General features: G+C 61.7%; 17 protein-coding genes and 5 tRNA genes. 15 read left to right on the forward strand and 7 right to left on the reverse strand.

The window, feature by feature from the left end; translation table 11 throughout:
• Nucleotides 1-101: 101 nt before the first annotated feature.
• The 5 genes from NLX68_RS21020 (at nucleotide 102) to NLX68_RS21040 (ending at nucleotide 1159) form a co-directional block, all read left to right on the forward strand.
• Nucleotides 102-177 (forward strand) — tRNA-Asn (locus tag NLX68_RS21020).
• Between the two features lie 10 nt (nucleotides 178-187).
• Nucleotides 188-264 (forward strand) — tRNA-Pro (locus tag NLX68_RS21025).
• A gap of 5 nt (nucleotides 265-269) precedes the next feature.
• Nucleotides 270-345 (forward strand) — tRNA-Lys (locus NLX68_RS21030).
• 98 nt (nucleotides 346-443) lie between these two features.
• Nucleotides 444-520: transfer RNA gene (locus NLX68_RS21035), tRNA-Pro, on the forward strand.
• Nucleotides 521-616: 96 nt separating this feature from the next.
• Nucleotides 617-1159, forward strand: coding sequence for a dihydrofolate reductase family protein (locus tag NLX68_RS21040; protein ID WP_254285643.1), 543 nt, complete (start codon nucleotides 617-619; stop codon nucleotides 1157-1159).
• 115 nt (nucleotides 1160-1274) lie between these two features.
• Here the strand turns inward: NLX68_RS21040 and NLX68_RS21045 are convergent, their stop codons facing one another.
• The 3 genes from NLX68_RS21045 to NLX68_RS21055 form a co-directional block, all read right to left on the reverse strand.
• Nucleotides 1275-2570: an NAD(P)/FAD-dependent oxidoreductase gene (locus NLX68_RS21045; protein WP_254285644.1), complete on the reverse strand. Its 1296-nt coding sequence runs from the start codon at nucleotides 2568-2570 to the stop codon at nucleotides 1275-1277.
• An 84-nt stretch (nucleotides 2571-2654) separates the two neighbouring features.
• Nucleotides 2655-2828: a DUF3094 family protein gene (locus NLX68_RS21050; RefSeq protein ID WP_081492759.1), complete on the reverse strand. Its 174-nt coding sequence runs from the start codon at nucleotides 2826-2828 to the stop codon at nucleotides 2655-2657.
• A gap of 168 nt (nucleotides 2829-2996) precedes the next feature.
• Entirely contained in the window at nucleotides 2997-3626 is a 630-nt protein-coding gene (locus NLX68_RS21055) for a DUF1780 domain-containing protein (RefSeq protein WP_010220617.1), read from the reverse strand.
• A 121-nt stretch (nucleotides 3627-3747) separates the two neighbouring features.
• On the opposite strand from NLX68_RS21055, the gene NLX68_RS21060 reads away from it, so the two are divergent.
• From NLX68_RS21060 to NLX68_RS21070, 3 genes are read left to right on the forward strand one after another with little or no spacing between them, the layout of a single operon-like run.
• Nucleotides 3748-4209, forward strand: coding sequence for a hypothetical protein (locus tag NLX68_RS21060; protein WP_254285645.1), 462 nt, complete (start codon nucleotides 3748-3750; stop codon nucleotides 4207-4209).
• Nucleotides 4210-4238: 29 nt separating this feature from the next.
• Entirely contained in the window at nucleotides 4239-5456 is a 1218-nt protein-coding gene (locus tag NLX68_RS21065) for an MFS transporter (RefSeq protein WP_254285646.1), read from the forward strand.
• A gap of 45 nt (nucleotides 5457-5501) precedes the next feature.
• Nucleotides 5502-6191: an energy-coupling factor ABC transporter permease gene (locus NLX68_RS21070; RefSeq protein WP_254285647.1), complete on the forward strand. Its 690-nt coding sequence runs from the start codon at nucleotides 5502-5504 to the stop codon at nucleotides 6189-6191.
• Nucleotides 6192-6195: 4 nt separating this feature from the next.
• Here the strand turns inward: NLX68_RS21070 and yacG are convergent, their stop codons facing one another.
• Genes yacG through NLX68_RS21090 form a run of 4 tightly spaced genes read right to left on the reverse strand, consistent with a single transcriptional unit; the run spans nucleotide 6196 to nucleotide 9096 of the window.
• Complete coding sequence (gene yacG, locus NLX68_RS21075; protein ID WP_254285648.1) at nucleotides 6196-6396, reverse strand: DNA gyrase inhibitor YacG; 201 nt, start codon at nucleotides 6394-6396, stop codon at nucleotides 6196-6198.
• Nucleotides 6393-7016: a dephospho-CoA kinase gene (gene coaE / locus NLX68_RS21080; RefSeq protein ID WP_254285649.1), complete on the reverse strand. Its 624-nt coding sequence runs from the start codon at nucleotides 7014-7016 to the stop codon at nucleotides 6393-6395. Before coaE ends, yacG begins: the two co-directional genes overlap by 4 nt.
• Complete coding sequence (locus tag NLX68_RS21085) at nucleotides 7016-7885, reverse strand: A24 family peptidase (protein WP_254285650.1); 870 nt, start codon at nucleotides 7883-7885, stop codon at nucleotides 7016-7018. Before NLX68_RS21085 ends, coaE begins: the two co-directional genes overlap by 1 nt.
• 2 nt (nucleotides 7886-7887) lie before the next feature.
• A complete protein-coding gene (locus NLX68_RS21090; protein ID WP_254285651.1) occupies nucleotides 7888-9096 on the reverse strand; it encodes a type II secretion system F family protein in 1209 nt (402 codons plus the stop codon).
• Between the two features lie 218 nt (nucleotides 9097-9314).
• Here NLX68_RS21090 and NLX68_RS21095 point away from each other — a divergent pair, with 218 nt between their 5' ends.
• From NLX68_RS21095 to NLX68_RS21125, 7 genes are all read left to right on the forward strand, one after another.
• The gene (locus NLX68_RS21095) at nucleotides 9315-9725 is read left to right on the forward strand and encodes a pilin (RefSeq protein WP_134061371.1); all 411 of its coding nucleotides are present in this window, start codon (nucleotides 9315-9317) and stop codon (nucleotides 9723-9725) included.
• Between the two features lie 70 nt (nucleotides 9726-9795).
• Nucleotides 9796-9871: transfer RNA gene (locus NLX68_RS21100), tRNA-Thr, on the forward strand.
• 161 nt (nucleotides 9872-10032) lie between these two features.
• Nucleotides 10033-11346 (forward strand): integrase arm-type DNA-binding domain-containing protein, encoded by a 1314-nt coding sequence (locus NLX68_RS21105; RefSeq protein ID WP_254285652.1) that lies wholly within the window; start codon nucleotides 10033-10035, stop codon nucleotides 11344-11346.
• A 180-nt stretch (nucleotides 11347-11526) separates the two neighbouring features.
• Nucleotides 11527-12237 (forward strand): hypothetical protein, encoded by a 711-nt coding sequence (locus NLX68_RS21110; protein WP_254285653.1) that lies wholly within the window; start codon nucleotides 11527-11529, stop codon nucleotides 12235-12237.
• Between the two features lie 173 nt (nucleotides 12238-12410).
• Entirely contained in the window at nucleotides 12411-12671 is a 261-nt protein-coding gene (locus NLX68_RS21115; RefSeq protein ID WP_254285654.1) for an AlpA family transcriptional regulator, read from the forward strand.
• The gene (locus tag NLX68_RS21120; protein WP_254285655.1) at nucleotides 12671-12973 is read left to right on the forward strand and encodes a helix-turn-helix domain-containing protein; all 303 of its coding nucleotides are present in this window, start codon (nucleotides 12671-12673) and stop codon (nucleotides 12971-12973) included. Before NLX68_RS21115 ends, NLX68_RS21120 begins: the two co-directional genes overlap by 1 nt.
• On the forward strand, nucleotides 12970-13617 hold the full coding sequence (locus NLX68_RS21125; protein WP_254285656.1) for a KilA-N domain-containing protein: 648 nt from the start codon (nucleotides 12970-12972) through the stop codon (nucleotides 13615-13617). The genes NLX68_RS21120 and NLX68_RS21125 overlap by 4 nt, the downstream gene beginning before the upstream one ends.
• The last annotated feature ends 116 nt before the right edge of the window (nucleotides 13618-13733 follow it).

Consider the following 13733-nt stretch of genomic DNA (forward strand, 5'->3'; position numbering starts at 1 on the left):
CCTCAGAGACATGAACGCAGCGATGCACAAGGTCGAAGAGTTCGAAGCGGTAGTGATACAGCACTCGAAATTGCAGCACTGTTGTAATTGAAATTGATAGTTCCGCGATAGCTCAGTCGGTAGAGCAAATGACTGTTAATCATTGGGTCCCAGGTTCGAGTCCTGGTCGCGGAGCCAAATTTCAAGCCGGGGTATAGCGCAGTCCGGTAGCGCGCCTGCTTTGGGAGCAGGATGTCAGGAGTTCGAATCCCCTTACCCCGACCATTTTTGGGTCGTTAGCTCAGTTGGTAGAGCAGTTGGCTTTTAACCAATTGGTCGTAGGTTCGAATCCTACACGACCCACCATTTTTGAAGCCGGTACGCTGGGTTCAAATCTTAAAAGGTTGGTTTGCCATTAGCAGCCAGCCATAAAAAAGGCGCCTTTATTGGAGCCTTTTTTTTACCGGGGTATAGCGCAGTCCGGTAGCGCGCCTGCTTTGGGAGCAGGATGTCAGGAGTTCGAATCCCCTTACCCCGACCATCTTCAGAAAGAAGGGCACCTTGCAAAAGGTGCCCTTTTTTCGTTTCTGCAGCCTGCCTGATACTATCCGGCTATTTCCTGCAAGGGAGCTGCCCCATGACCCTGAAAACCTCCGTCTACATCGCCACCAGCCTCGATGGCTACATCGCCCGTGAAAGCGGTGAGCTGGACTGGCTGATGGTCGCCACCAGTTCCAGTGACGATCACGGTTATGCGGCGTACATGGCGACCATCGACACCCTGGTCATGGGCCGCAACACCTTCGAGAAGGTCCTGACCTTTGGCGAGTGGCCGTATCCGCATAAGCGTGTGGTGGTGCTGAGCAGCACCCTGGGCGCAGCAGATGTGCCGGCAGAACTCGGTAAAGGTGTTGAGGTGCATCCCGGGCCGCTTGCCGACCTGGTTGAATACCTGGGCGACACAGGCGCCAAGAGCCTGTACCTCGATGGCGGGCAGGTGATTCAGAGCTTTTTGCGCGAAGGGCGGCTGGATGAACTGACCATCACCCGCATACCGGTGTTGCTGGGCAGTGGCATCCCGCTATTCGGGGCCCTGGCGAAGGACGTGACGCTGCAGCATATGCGCAGCACCACCTTTGAAAGCGGCTTTGTGCAGAGTACCTATCGGGTACTCAAGTAGAGCTTACAGCTTCCACAGGGATTGATGTCAGGCCTGCTTGTTGAGGTAAACATAGAACCCTGTGGGAGCTGGCCTTGCCGGCGATGAGGCCGGCACTGCCACTAACAATTGAAACTCAGTGCAACTTCAACCGCGGCTCAGTCCCGCGACCAATCCGGCTACCGAGCATGAGCATCAGCGTACGGAAGGTCCCGTACAGCGCCATCTGGTGCATGCGGTACAGCGACACATAGAACATCCGCGCCAACCAGCCCTCCAGCATCACGCTGCCGGTCAGGTTGCCCATCAGGTTACCCACCGCCGAGAAGCGCGACAGCGACACCAGCGAGCCATAATCCCGGTACGCATACGTCGGCAACGGCTTGCCTTCCAGGCGCGCCTTCAAGCCCTTGGCCAGCAACGATGCCTGCTGGTGCGCAGCCTGCGCCCGTGGCGGCACGTTGCGGTCGCTGCCCGGTTGCGGGCAGGCGGCGCAGTCGCCGAAGGCGAAGATGTTGTCGTCCAGGGTGGTCTGCAGGGTAGGACGCACCACCAACTGGTTGATCCGGTTGGTTTCCAGGCCGTCGATGTCCTTGAGGAAACCCGGCGCACGAATACCCGCCGCCCAGACCTTGAGGCTGGCCTGAATCACGTCACCATTGCTGGTACGCAGCTCATCGGCGGTCACTTCGCTGACCGCCGCGTTGGTCATCACCGTCACCCCGAGTTTCTCCAGGGTCTTGTGCACGGGCACGCTGATGCGCTCCGGCAGCGCTGGCAGGACCCGCGGGCCAGCCTCGATCAGGGTGATGAGCATGTCTTTGGGCTGGATACGATCCAGGCCGTAAGCCGCCAGCTCATGGGCCGCGTGGTGCAGCTCGGCCGCCAGTTCCACACCGGTGGCACCGGCGCCGACGATAGCCACGCTGATTTGTTCATTGGCCTGATCGCCGGCGTGGGCGCGCAGGTAATGATTGAGCAGTTGCTGGTGGAAGCGCTCGGCCTGCTTGCGGGTGTCGAGGAACAGGCAATGCTGCGCCGCGCCCAAGGTGCCGAAGTCGTTGGTGTTACTGCCCACTGCGATCACCAGGGTGTCATAGCCCAGGGTGCGCGCAGGCAGCAGCTCGCGACCGTCTTCATCGAGGGTGGCAGCCAGCTGGATCTGCTTGGTTTCGCGGTCCAGGCCGCTCATGCGCCCGAGCTGGAACTGGAAGTGATTCCACTTGGCCTGGGCCACGTAGTTCAGTTCGTCTTCGGAAGAGTTGAGCGAGCCCGCCGCCACTTCGTGCAGCAGCGGCTTCCAGATGTGCGTCAGGTTGGCGTCGACCAGGGTGATGCTGGCGCTACCTTTTTTGCCCAGGGTCTTACCCAGGCGGGTCGCCAGTTCCAGGCCGCCGGCGCCGCCGCCGACAATCACAATACGGTGAGTCATGGAGATATCTCATAAGGTTTACGGAATTCGGGTCTTGAGTGGCAGGCCGCGCGGGGCGGGCGTTGTGGGCGAGCGCAAGGCAGCTCATAGCACCAGATGACTCAAGAGGCGGCTCAACAAGCCGAGTGCAACGGTCACGACCACCACCAGCAGAAGGAGCAGCCAGGGCCGGAATGGCTTGCGCTCGACTTGGTGCTGGGGGGCTCGCAGGTATTCATCGACACGACGCTGGTCTTCGGGATTCAGGCGGCTGGTCATGAGGGCCTCGTCAGATAGACGCTTGTGACTGTGGGAACGCTACAGTGTTCACTCTAGTCGCTCGAAGGTCGCCCAGCGTTCAGCCACTTGGCTGTCTTTATAACGAATGATTGCGCTTTGTATCACCGGCACAGAATTTATGCCATCGGGCTTTGGCAGGGGGCCAGCTCAGAGGCTTATTCCTACATCAAAAACGATGCTGCGCCCCAAATTGCCGCGCAAGAAGTCCGGCGCATCGGGGTGGGCAAACAGCACCCGGGCGAAGGTCGGGCCCACCAGCGACAACGAGCGCCAGCCCTGGCGCAGGTACTCGGTGGGCGGCGGGAAGTGGCTGTTGAGGTCGAGCACTTCGCGCTTGAGGCTGGCAAAGGCAATGATGTCCAGCTCGCTCAGGTCCAGGCCGCGCTCTTGGTAGTTGTGCGATTTTTTACGCAGGGTCGGTGCCAGGCGCTGCAGCAGTTCCTGGGCGCTGATCCGCCGGGGCCGGGCTTCGCGGCGCACCAGTTGGCTCAACGAGAAGGCACTGCGCCGGCGCTGCAGCTCTTCGCGCCATTCGTCGTTCAGGCGCCGGCCTTCATCGAGGACAAAAAACACCTCGAAGGCGGCATCGCGAAACAGCACGTCAGGCGGTTCTTGCCCGGCGGCGGCAAAGTCTTCGCTGCGGTAGGGAATGTTCAAGCCTTGCAGCAGGCGCTGGCAGACCCAACGCTCACGTTCCCATTTACGGGCATTGGATAGAAACGCATTGGCTTGTTCGGCCTGAATGGTGAGCAGGCGCAAATAGTCTGAGTCGTCCATGGGCACAAGCTTAGCGTTCAATTGAGCTTTGCAGGAAATGTCTGCAAGCCATTGCTGCGCATGTAAACCAGCGCCTAGACTGCGCATCCGTTGTGGGCTCAGTGAATGTCAGGGAAGAAGCATGAGCGTAGTGAAAATGGGCGGCATATTCGGTTCCGGTACGGTGGTCTGTGCCCTGGTGGTGTACGGCGTGGGCTTTTTGTTCTGGACGCCCACCGTGCCTTACGACACTGCAGATGGCCGCTATGTGCTGCTCAAGGAAGGCGACTCACCGCCCTACAGCGTCAAACTCATCGATCATCGCGGCGCAGAAGATGAAATCGTCCGCAGCTACGCCGAGTTCAACCCCAAGGTGCTCAGCGTCATGCCCGGCGACTACCGCTTGCGCCTGACCCTGAACGAGTTCGGCTGCTACGGCGCCTGGGCCGATGTGCAGGTGTCGGCGACCACCATCAGCGTCATCGAGCAGCAGCGCAACCCCAGTTGCCAGCCGCCGGACTGGCTGGTTGAAGGCGCCGTGTTCCGCCTGTTCGAGGCACCGAAAGCACCCGCCGAGGCTGATCAAGCCAACCCCGAGGTGTAGAGCCACTCATGACAGGGACGGAGGTGCGCATGGCCTTATCAACCTGGCGGATATGGAGCGCGGTGACGGTGCTGTGCATCGCTTCCTTCGCGATGGTGACCTCCGAGTTCGCCCCTATCGGTTTGTTGTCACAGATTTCCGCCGACCTGGCGCAGGAGCCGGCCAGGGTCGGGCTCAGCGTGACCTTGTATGCATGGATTGGCGCTGTCAGTGGCTTGCTTGCCAACAGCCTGAGCCGCTGGATCGCCCGCAAGCCGCTGATGATTGTCCTGATGTTGATGCTGGCAGCATCGAATGCGCTCTCGGCAATCGCCCCGGAGTTTGCCGCGCTGCTCGGTGCCCGGGCACTGGGGGCGTTGGCCCATGGCGTGTTCTGGGCAACCGTGGCCGCCACCGCCACCCTTATTGCGCCTGCCCGGCAGATGGGCCTGGCCACCTCGATCGTGCTGGGCGGTATCACCCTCGCCACCGTCATGGGCGTGCCACTGGTCAACCTGGTGGGCCAGTACGACGGCTGGCGAACCGCCTTTGCTTGCCTGGCGCTGCTCTGCGTCGCCAGTGCCGGGGCAATCGCCCTGGTAGTCCCTGACCTGGGCCTGGTCGCCGCAGCACCCGGCACCGGGTATGCGGCGGTGCTGCGGCGCCGGGATCTGCTGATCACCTTCGTCATAACCGCGCTGACGGCGGCCGCACATTTTGCCGCCTACACCTTTGTCGAGCCCTTTATCAGTCAGGTGCCAGATGTGACCCCGTGGCTGGTCGCGGCACTGCTTTTCGCCTTTGGCGCCGCCGGTTTTCTGGGCAACCTGCTGAGTGCGATCTTCATCGACCGCCACCTCAAACCCTTCATCCTCCTGGCCCTGATCGCCATGGCAGGGGCGCTGCTGACCCTGGGCCTGCTTGGGCCCGAGTTGAACCTGCTGGCCGTGGCGGCCTTGCTGATGACCTGGGGCGTTGCCATCTCGGCGCTGTTTACCGGTCTGCAGACCTGGGTGTTGAGCATCGCCGGCGCCCATACCGTTCCGGCCACGGCCCTGCATACAGCAGTGCTCAATGGTGCGATCGGCCTGGGGGTGATCATCGGCGGTGGAGCGCTTGAGAGTATTGGCCTGCGGGGCGCCATGCTGGGCGCCAGCATGGTGATACTCCCGGCCATTGTGCTGCTGGTTGCTTCAGGTGCGTTGCGCCGCACAGCGCCTGTATTTTCCGCAGCCGCTGAGGCTGATCATGCCAGCCCCGAGGTGTAGACTGCCCCCACGCCTATTGCCTCACTCGAACAAGGGTTATTTGCCGTGATCAGTGCCGCCGTGCTTTCGAGTCAGACCCTGACCATCGCCTGGGTCGCCTACGTGCCTGTGCTGATCTGGGCGGTGGCGCGTACCCGCTGGCTCGAACTGTTCGCCGACAGCCGCCGCCAGCACTTGCTGTTCGGCACGGTATTCGCCTTGTTTGCCCTGTGGCTGGTGCGGCGCGACTTCGACACCGGGGTGTCTTATCACTTTATCGGCATGACCGCCGTGACCCTGCTGCTGGACTGGCCGCTGGCGATTGTCGGTGGCTTGCTGGCGCAGCTCGGCCTGCTGGCGCTGGGGCGCCAGGACTTGGCGGCGATGGGGGTCAACGGCCTGTTGCTGATCGGCCTGCCGGTGCTGGTCACCGAAGTGTGCGCGATGCTGGTGGAGCGGGCACAGCCGCGCAACCTGTTCGTCTATATCTTCTGTTCGGGCTTTTTTGCCGCGGCGCTGTCGGCACTGTTGTGCCTGCTCGGTGGGCTGGGTTTGCTGTGGATGGACGGGCGCTTCGTCATGCCGGAGTGGATCGAGGACTTTATCGGCTACCTGTGGCTGATCATCTTCCCCGAGGCCTTTATCAACGGCATGGTGGTCAGCGCCCTGGTGGTGTTCTGCCCGGAGTGGCTGGAGACCTTCAACCGGACCCGCTACCTGCAGGCCCCGTGGAAGGACGACGACCCCGGGCGCTGATGGCTCAGTGGCGCGGGTCGAGCTCGCCGGAGAACAGCTCGTCTTCGGCATCCGGGGCGACCGGAATCTTGTGCTCTTCAGCGGCCCAGGCACCCAGGTCGATCAGCTTGCAGCGGTCGGAACAGAACGGCCGGAACGGGCTATCCGCGTTCCATTCCACAGGGGCGCCACAGGTCGGGCAATCTACGGTCATCGGTTGGCTCATGCTTGGCCTCCTCGCAAAGTCAGGTAAAAGTGGTGCAGGCGGTCGACCTCCGAGCGCAGCCAGTCCAGGTCGCGGTCATTGACCAGCACATCGTGGGCGTGGCGCAGGCGCTCTTCGCGGCTGGCCTGGGCCTTGAGGATGGCCTGCACCTGTTCGGCGCTGGTCTGGTCGCGCAGCAGGGTGCGTTGCACCTGCAGCGCCTGCGGCGCATCGATCACCAGCAGGCGGTTGGTGCGCTTGTACTGGCCGGACTCGACCATCAACGGCGAGACGAACACCGCATAGGGCGACTCGGCCTTGGCCAGGTAGCTGAAGATCTCCTGGCCGATCAACGGGTGCAGCAGGGCTTCGAGCCACAGGCGCTGCTGCGGGTCGGCAAAGATCAGCTCGCGCAGGGCGGCGCGGTTGAGCTGGCCGTCCTCGAGCAGCACCCCCGGGCCGAAACGCTCGACGATACGGGCCAGCGCCGGGCGGCCCGGCTCGACCACCCAACGCGCGGCCTGATCGGCGTCGACCAGGTGCACACCCAGCTCGACAAAGCGCTGCGCAGCGGCGCTCTTGCCACTGCCGATGCCGCCGGTAAGGCCGAGAATCCAGGGGGTGAAAGCAGCGGTGGTCATCAGAATCCGGAATATTTCAGATAGGAAGTGGTTATTTGACCACCCCAGAGCAGCGCGATCCAGCCCGCGATGGCCAGATAGGGACCAAAGGGGATCGGCGTGCTGGCCTGCTTGCGCTGCAGGCGCAGCATAATCAGCCCGATCAACGCCCCCAATAAGGACGACAGCAGCAACGTCAGTGGCAGGATCTGCCAGCCGCCCCAGGCGCCCAGCATCGCCAGCAACTTGAAGTCGCCATAACCCATGCCTTCCTTGCCGGTAATAATCTTGAACACCCAGAACACCGACCACAGGCTCAGGTAACCGGCCACCGTGCCCCACAAGGCATCCTCCAGCGGCACGAACATTTCGAAGGCATTGACGATCAACCCCAGCCACAACAGCGGCAACACCAGGGCATCGGGCAGCAGATGGTGCTCGATGTCGATCATGCTCATGGCCAGCAGGCCCCAGCTCAGCAGCAGCAGGGCCAGGGCGGTGCCGGTGACGCCGAAGCGCCAGGCGACAAACAGGGTCAGCGCCCCGCAGGCGAGCTCTACCAGCGGGTAGCGCGGGCTGATGCGCGCCTGGCAACTGGAGCAGCGCCCGCGCAGGGCGAGGTAACTAATGACCGGTATGTTTTCCCAGGGGCGAATACGGTGGGCGCAATGGGGGCACTGCGACGGCGGCAACAACAGGTCGAAGCGCGGCGCTTGTGCCTCGCTAGGCAACTCCAGCACCTCGCGCGCCTCGGCCTGCCATTGGCGTTCGAGCATGATCGGCAGGCGATGCACCAGCACATTGAGAAAGCTGCCGATGATCAGCCCGAGCAACAGGGCGATGCTCAGGTACATCAGTGGCTGGCTGGCCAGGGAGTTCAACAGGTTCATGGTCAGATCACATTGCCCAGCTGGAAGATTGGCAGGTACATGGCGATCACCAGGCTGCCCACCAGCAACCCCAGGATCAGCACGATCAACGGCTCAATCAGGGCCGTGAGGGTGTCGAGCAGGTGGTCGATGGCCTGTTCATAGTGGCTGGCAATCCTGGCGAGCATATCGTCCAGCGTGCCGGCTGTCTCGCCAATGGCGCACATCTGCACCACCAGCGCCGGGAACAAGCCGCTGGCGCGCAATGCCACGTTCAAGGCTAGACCACTGGCCAGGTCCTCGCGCACCTTGTGTAGCGCCTGCTCATACACCGGATTGCCACACGCCCCGGCAACCGTCCCCAGCGCTTCCACCAACGGCACCCCGGCGCCGAACGAAGTCGACAAGGTGCGGGCAAAGCGGGCGAGGGCGGCATGCTTGAGCAGGCTGCCAAGCACCGGCAAACGCAGGGCCACGCGCACCAGCCACAAACGCAACGCAGGCTTGTGTCGATAACCCCAAACCCCCGCGGCACAAGCGCTGCCAAAAGTTATCAACAGCCACCAGAAGTGCGCCCCCAACCACTGCGACAGGCCGATCACCTGTTGGGTAAAGGCCGGTAGCTCGGCACCAAAGCCGCCGAACAACGACTGAAAGCGCGGCACCACCTCCAGCAGCAACAGCGCCGACACCCCGAAGCCCACCAGCAGCACCAGCAGTGGATAAGTCATGGCCTTTTTAAGCCGCGCGCGTAGGGCCTGGCGCTGCTCCTGCAGCGCCGCGACCTGGGCCAGCACCACTTCCAGGCTGCCGGACTGCTCACCGGCGTCCACCAGGTTGCAGTACAGCCGATCGAAGTAATGCGGGTGCCGGCGCAGCGCAGTGGCCAGGCTGCTGCCGGCAGAAATATCGGCCTTGATCGCCCCCAGCAGGCGGGCCATCGCCGGGTTGGCGCTGCTTTGGGCGACCACATCCAGCGCTTGCAGCAGCGCCACCCCCGCCTTGACCAGGGTGGCCAGCTGGCGGCTGAACTGGCTCAGCGCCTTGCCATCCAGTGGCCGGCGCCATTGCCACAGCGGCGGGCGCACACTGGCGATACGCCCCGGGCGAATCCCCCGCTGGCGCAACTGCGCCCTGATCAACGCCGGGCTGCGTGCGGCGCTCTGGCCGCTGATCAAGGCGCCCTGGGCGTTGGTGCCTTGCCAGTTGTACATCTGGTTGCTGTCGGTCATCGCCACATCCTTGCTGCGCGGCCTTGCACAAGCCTGGTAACAGCTCCAGGCCCCAAGCGGCGAGCAGTGATGCCCGCCGCCCACTAGAGTAGTCGAGCCAGGATGACCGAATGACCGTCACGGGGTGACAAAAGGTGTCTGTTCGGGCCTACTGGCGCGCCTGCTGGCGCCGCACCACTGCGGCCTGGCATGAACTGATTTTGTGAGGGAGAGTGTCCATGAAAGGGCAACGCGGTATTACCTTGATCGAACTGATGATCGTGGTGGCGATCATCGGCATTCTGGCGACCATCGCCTTACCGATTTACACCAACAGCCAGGTCCGCACCAAAGCCACGGCGGCCCTGGTAGAAATTTCTGCCCTGAAGACCGCCTTCGACCTGCGCCTGAACGAAGGCAAAGACATCGCCAACGTCGCCGCCCTGGGTGGCCAGGAGCGCACCGCCCACTGCGCCATTGCCGCCAGCGGCACCGCGGCCACGGGCGTGGGCAGCATCGTCTGCACCCTGATCGACGCCCCGGCCATCGCCACCGACAAAACCATCACCCTGACCCGCGCCGCGACCGGTTGGGCCTGCACCAGCACCCTCAGCGAAGACCTCGCCCCGGCAGGCTGCAAAGCCCTCTGAAACCGGCGCAATTGCTGTTAATAAACAGTGATTTGCGAAAGCGACCCGGCAGTGGTAGCGTTATCGCCACGCCGGTGTAGCTCAGTCGGTAGAGCAGCGCACTCGTAACGCGAAGGTCGCAGGTTCGATTCCTGTCTCCGGCACCATCCAGCTGTTCCGATACGTTTCATCCTGTATACGGAACCCCATGAAAAGCCCGCCATGTGCGGGCTTTCTTGTTTCTGTCTGTCTCGTTCTGTCTCTAGGCATATACCAGTTTTAGGTATACGTTAGGGTATACGCCGGTTCGACGAGAAAACGTATACCTATGGCACGCACCGTTACCCCCCTGTCAGACCCCAAATGCGAGGCTGCCAAGCCACGGGACAAGGACTACACCCTTTTCGACGGCCAGGGCCTGTTCCTGCTGATAAAGAAGAACGGCAGCAAGATCTGGCGTATGAAGTTCAAGCGGCCGGATGGCAGGGAAGGGCTGGCCACATTCGGCAACTATCCAGCCTTGACGCTAAAGGCCGCGCGGGAGCGCCGTGCTGAAGCGCTGGAGCTGCTGGCGCACGGTAAAGACCCGATCGAGAACGCCAGGCAGGGAAAGATCGAGGCGGCGAATGCCAGGGCCAACACCTTCGGCGTATTGGCCAAGGATTGGCACGAGGCCTGTTCGAAGAAATGGTCCCCAGGCCATGCCGCGACGGTTTGGCGGCGGATCGAAACTTACCTGCTCCCAGCCCTGGGCCAGCGACCGGTGGCCGGATTGAAGACCCGCGACTTGCTGGCGCCGCTCAAGGCCGTGGAGAAGCGCGATGTTCTGGATACTGCCAGCCGGCTGCGGCAGTACATGACAGGGATCATGCGCATGGCCGTCCAGCATGGCCATATAGACACGAACCCGGCCGTAGACCTGCAGGGCGCCACCGCAACGCGCAAAACAGTCCACCGGCCTGCGCTGGCGCTGGATCGTCTGCCCGAGCTGTTGCAAAGAATCGATAGCGACACTGGCCGGCCGCTGACCCGTCTGGCAACCCAGCTCACCCTCCTGGTCTTCATCCGCTCCAGTGAGTTGAGGTTTGCTCGCTGGCCAGAGATCGACACTGGCCGTTCCATGTGGGAGATCCCTGGTGAGCGCCAGCAAATCGAGGGTGTGAAGAACTCGCACCGCGGCTCCAAGATGAGCACGCCCCATTTGGTGCCCCTGAGTCGCCAGGCCTTGACCACGCTCGAGCAGGTGCGACAGCTCACCGGGCGCTTTGACCTGGTATTTGCTGGCGACAGCAATCACTGGAAACCCATGAGCGAGAACACGGTGAACAAGGCGTTGCGGCGCATGGGCTACGACACCAAAACCGAAGTGTGCGGCCACGGGTTTAGGGCCATGGCTTGTTCCGCGCTGGTCGAATCGGGACTGTGGAGCAAGGACGCCGTAGAGCGTCAGATGAGCCACCAGGAGCGTAACAGCGTGCGGGCGGCTTACATCCACAAGGCGGAGTACATCGAGGAGCGCCGGTTGATGGTTCAGTGGTGGGCGGACTACCTCGGTGCGAACCGCGAGAAGCACGTTACCCCATACGACTACGCGCATCGTGCTGAGCAGAATGCCAATGTGGTGCCGATCAAGAGGGCCTGATGCGGGCCTTCCATTGTCCACATAGACAGATATAGACTGAATGCCATTACTGTTTGGATGGCCAGTATTCGAACAGGCTACGGTTTTCGGCCGGCCTAGCTCGACGGAGTGAAAAGCGGATTTCCCATCCGCCTGGCCAGCCGATCTATCCAATATGGGAGCGCCTGGGAGGGCGTGAGAATGGAGTACGAAGATGACCTGCCGGACCTGAACCATTGGAAGCAGGTCATGGAGTTCACTGTGGAGCAAGCAGCCCTGTTGCTGGCAGGCATTGATCCATTCGATATCGAATCCCTTGTAGAAGCTAAGGAGCGCAGCGTTCCACGCTGGAAGCAGGCATGGGCTCATTCCCTTGCCATCGTTTCAGCCATCCGGCAGGGGGTTATCTCTCCTGTCGTGTGTCGCGCTTATATATTTGAAGAGAACGGTCAGTGGAGTGGCTGGGAAGCTGTGGCAATGAAGCCATCTGATCGTGATATGGAAATTAGTGCATCACATACAATCATTACTCGCGCCACGTTGGCCAACTGGGTAAGCACTGAACGGGTTCAATTCGCCAGACCAAGATCATCCGTTCCTAGAGTCGTCGCCCCACCTCGTCAGCAGTCCAATCCTGAACCGCCAACCATCATTGAGACTAAGGTCGAGCCGCTGACACTGCCTTATCACGGGCATAGATCTGAAGGGTTGGAGTATGTGGAGGATGCGATAAAGCAACTGTGGTCGACTTATGACGAAGATGACCCTAGCACTGCGCCGACACAGGAGGAAGTGATTAGGTATCTTCGCGAAAAGGGCGCGGGGGCCAACATGGCGGACGCGGTCAACCTCATTCTCCGTCCTGCCAACTTGAGGCGTGGTGGTCGTAAAGTGAAGAAGGCGCCCACCTGAAAAAGCCAGTGAAACCAAGCTCTCCAGCTGAGGTGCCCACCTCAGTCGGCGGCACAAGTGGGCACCTGCAATAGTCGGAATGTGCCCACCTACTGCCCACCTAGAAAGGTTGCTGGTCACCCGATCCTCTCTGCAAACCTGAATCCCGTCGCCATCAACAACGGGATACAGACATGAGCAACATCAGCCAAATTCCAGGTGCTACTCACCCTCAGTTCGACCCTGCCAACACTATCATCCGTTTCCCCGAGGTCGAGGCCATCACGGGCCTGGCCCGCGCCACTGTCTACAAGCGCCTCAAGGATGACCCGTCTTTCCCCCGCCCTGTGTCGCTGAGCAACAGCAAGTCGCGTGGCTCGCCTGTGGGGTTCGTTCTTTCTGAGATTCAGGCCTGGGTACGCCAGCGCATCGCATTGCGCGAGGTGGCCGCCTAATGAACAAAAGAAAGGCCGACCAACAGGCCAGCCCCAAAGATATGCACGTTCATGATACCAGCGGCAGCGCGCAACGCATCCGTCTTCTCGCACACCTGCGCCAGCATGGTTCGATCAACACCTTTCAGGCCATCACGCTGCTCAACATACTGCGTCCGGGCGCCCGTATCTCAGAGCTACGGGACCAGGGTCACAATATCGTCACCCACCTGGGTACTCTGAAAGATGACCAAGGCCGTGAGCACCAGAAGGTGGCCACCTACTTCCTGAGCGCCGTCCCGGCGCAGAAGGTGGTTGCATGACGGCCAAGATCATTCCGTTCGATTACCAGGGTCGCGCCGTGCGCTTCGACGCCGACGGCTGGCTGCATGCCACTGAGATTGCAGATAGGTTCGGCAAAGAGCCTCACGAGTGGCTGCGCCTGCCCGACACCGCTTCCTACCTGGCGGCCATTTCTAAAACCGGGAAATTCCCGGAATTGGTTAGGACCAAGCGTGGCCGCTACGGCGGCACTTGGCTTCACCCGAAGCTGGCGGTGGTCTTCGCCCGGTGGCTCTCTGTGGACTTTGCCGTCTGGTGTGACGAGCAGATCGACGCCCTACTGCGCGGTGGTCAAGGCAACTGGCAGCAGGCCCGCCTGCAGTCCGCCGTTGGCTATCGCGGGTTGTGTGACGCCCTAGCCATCTCCTGCGAGGAGCGCGGCAAGACGCCACAGCGCCACCACTTTATCAACGAGGCCCGGTTGATCAACCAAGTGATCACAGGGAGGTTTGCCGGTCGTGATCGTGATCAGCTGAGCGCTGAGGAGCTTCTGTTGGTCTCGCTCATCGAGATCCGCGACGTGCTGCTGATCGGCCAGGGGAAAGACTTCGAAGCCCGTAAAAAGGCTCTGTTGAGCTACGTCCAGAGCCTGCGCGCTAAACACCTCAGGAGTGAAGTCGCATGATGCTGGCGCTCAAGACAGAAGATGACCGGTCGATATTTTCTATTGCAGGCAGTCGTGTTGCTCGGTATGGTTTGCCCGTCGCTGCAAATTCAGCGGCCGGGCGTAGGAACCCGATG

Source organism: Pseudomonas sp. SBB6, from assembly GCF_024213215.1.
GTDB classification, from domain to species: Bacteria; Pseudomonadota; Gammaproteobacteria; order Pseudomonadales; family Pseudomonadaceae; genus Aquipseudomonas; species Aquipseudomonas donghuensis.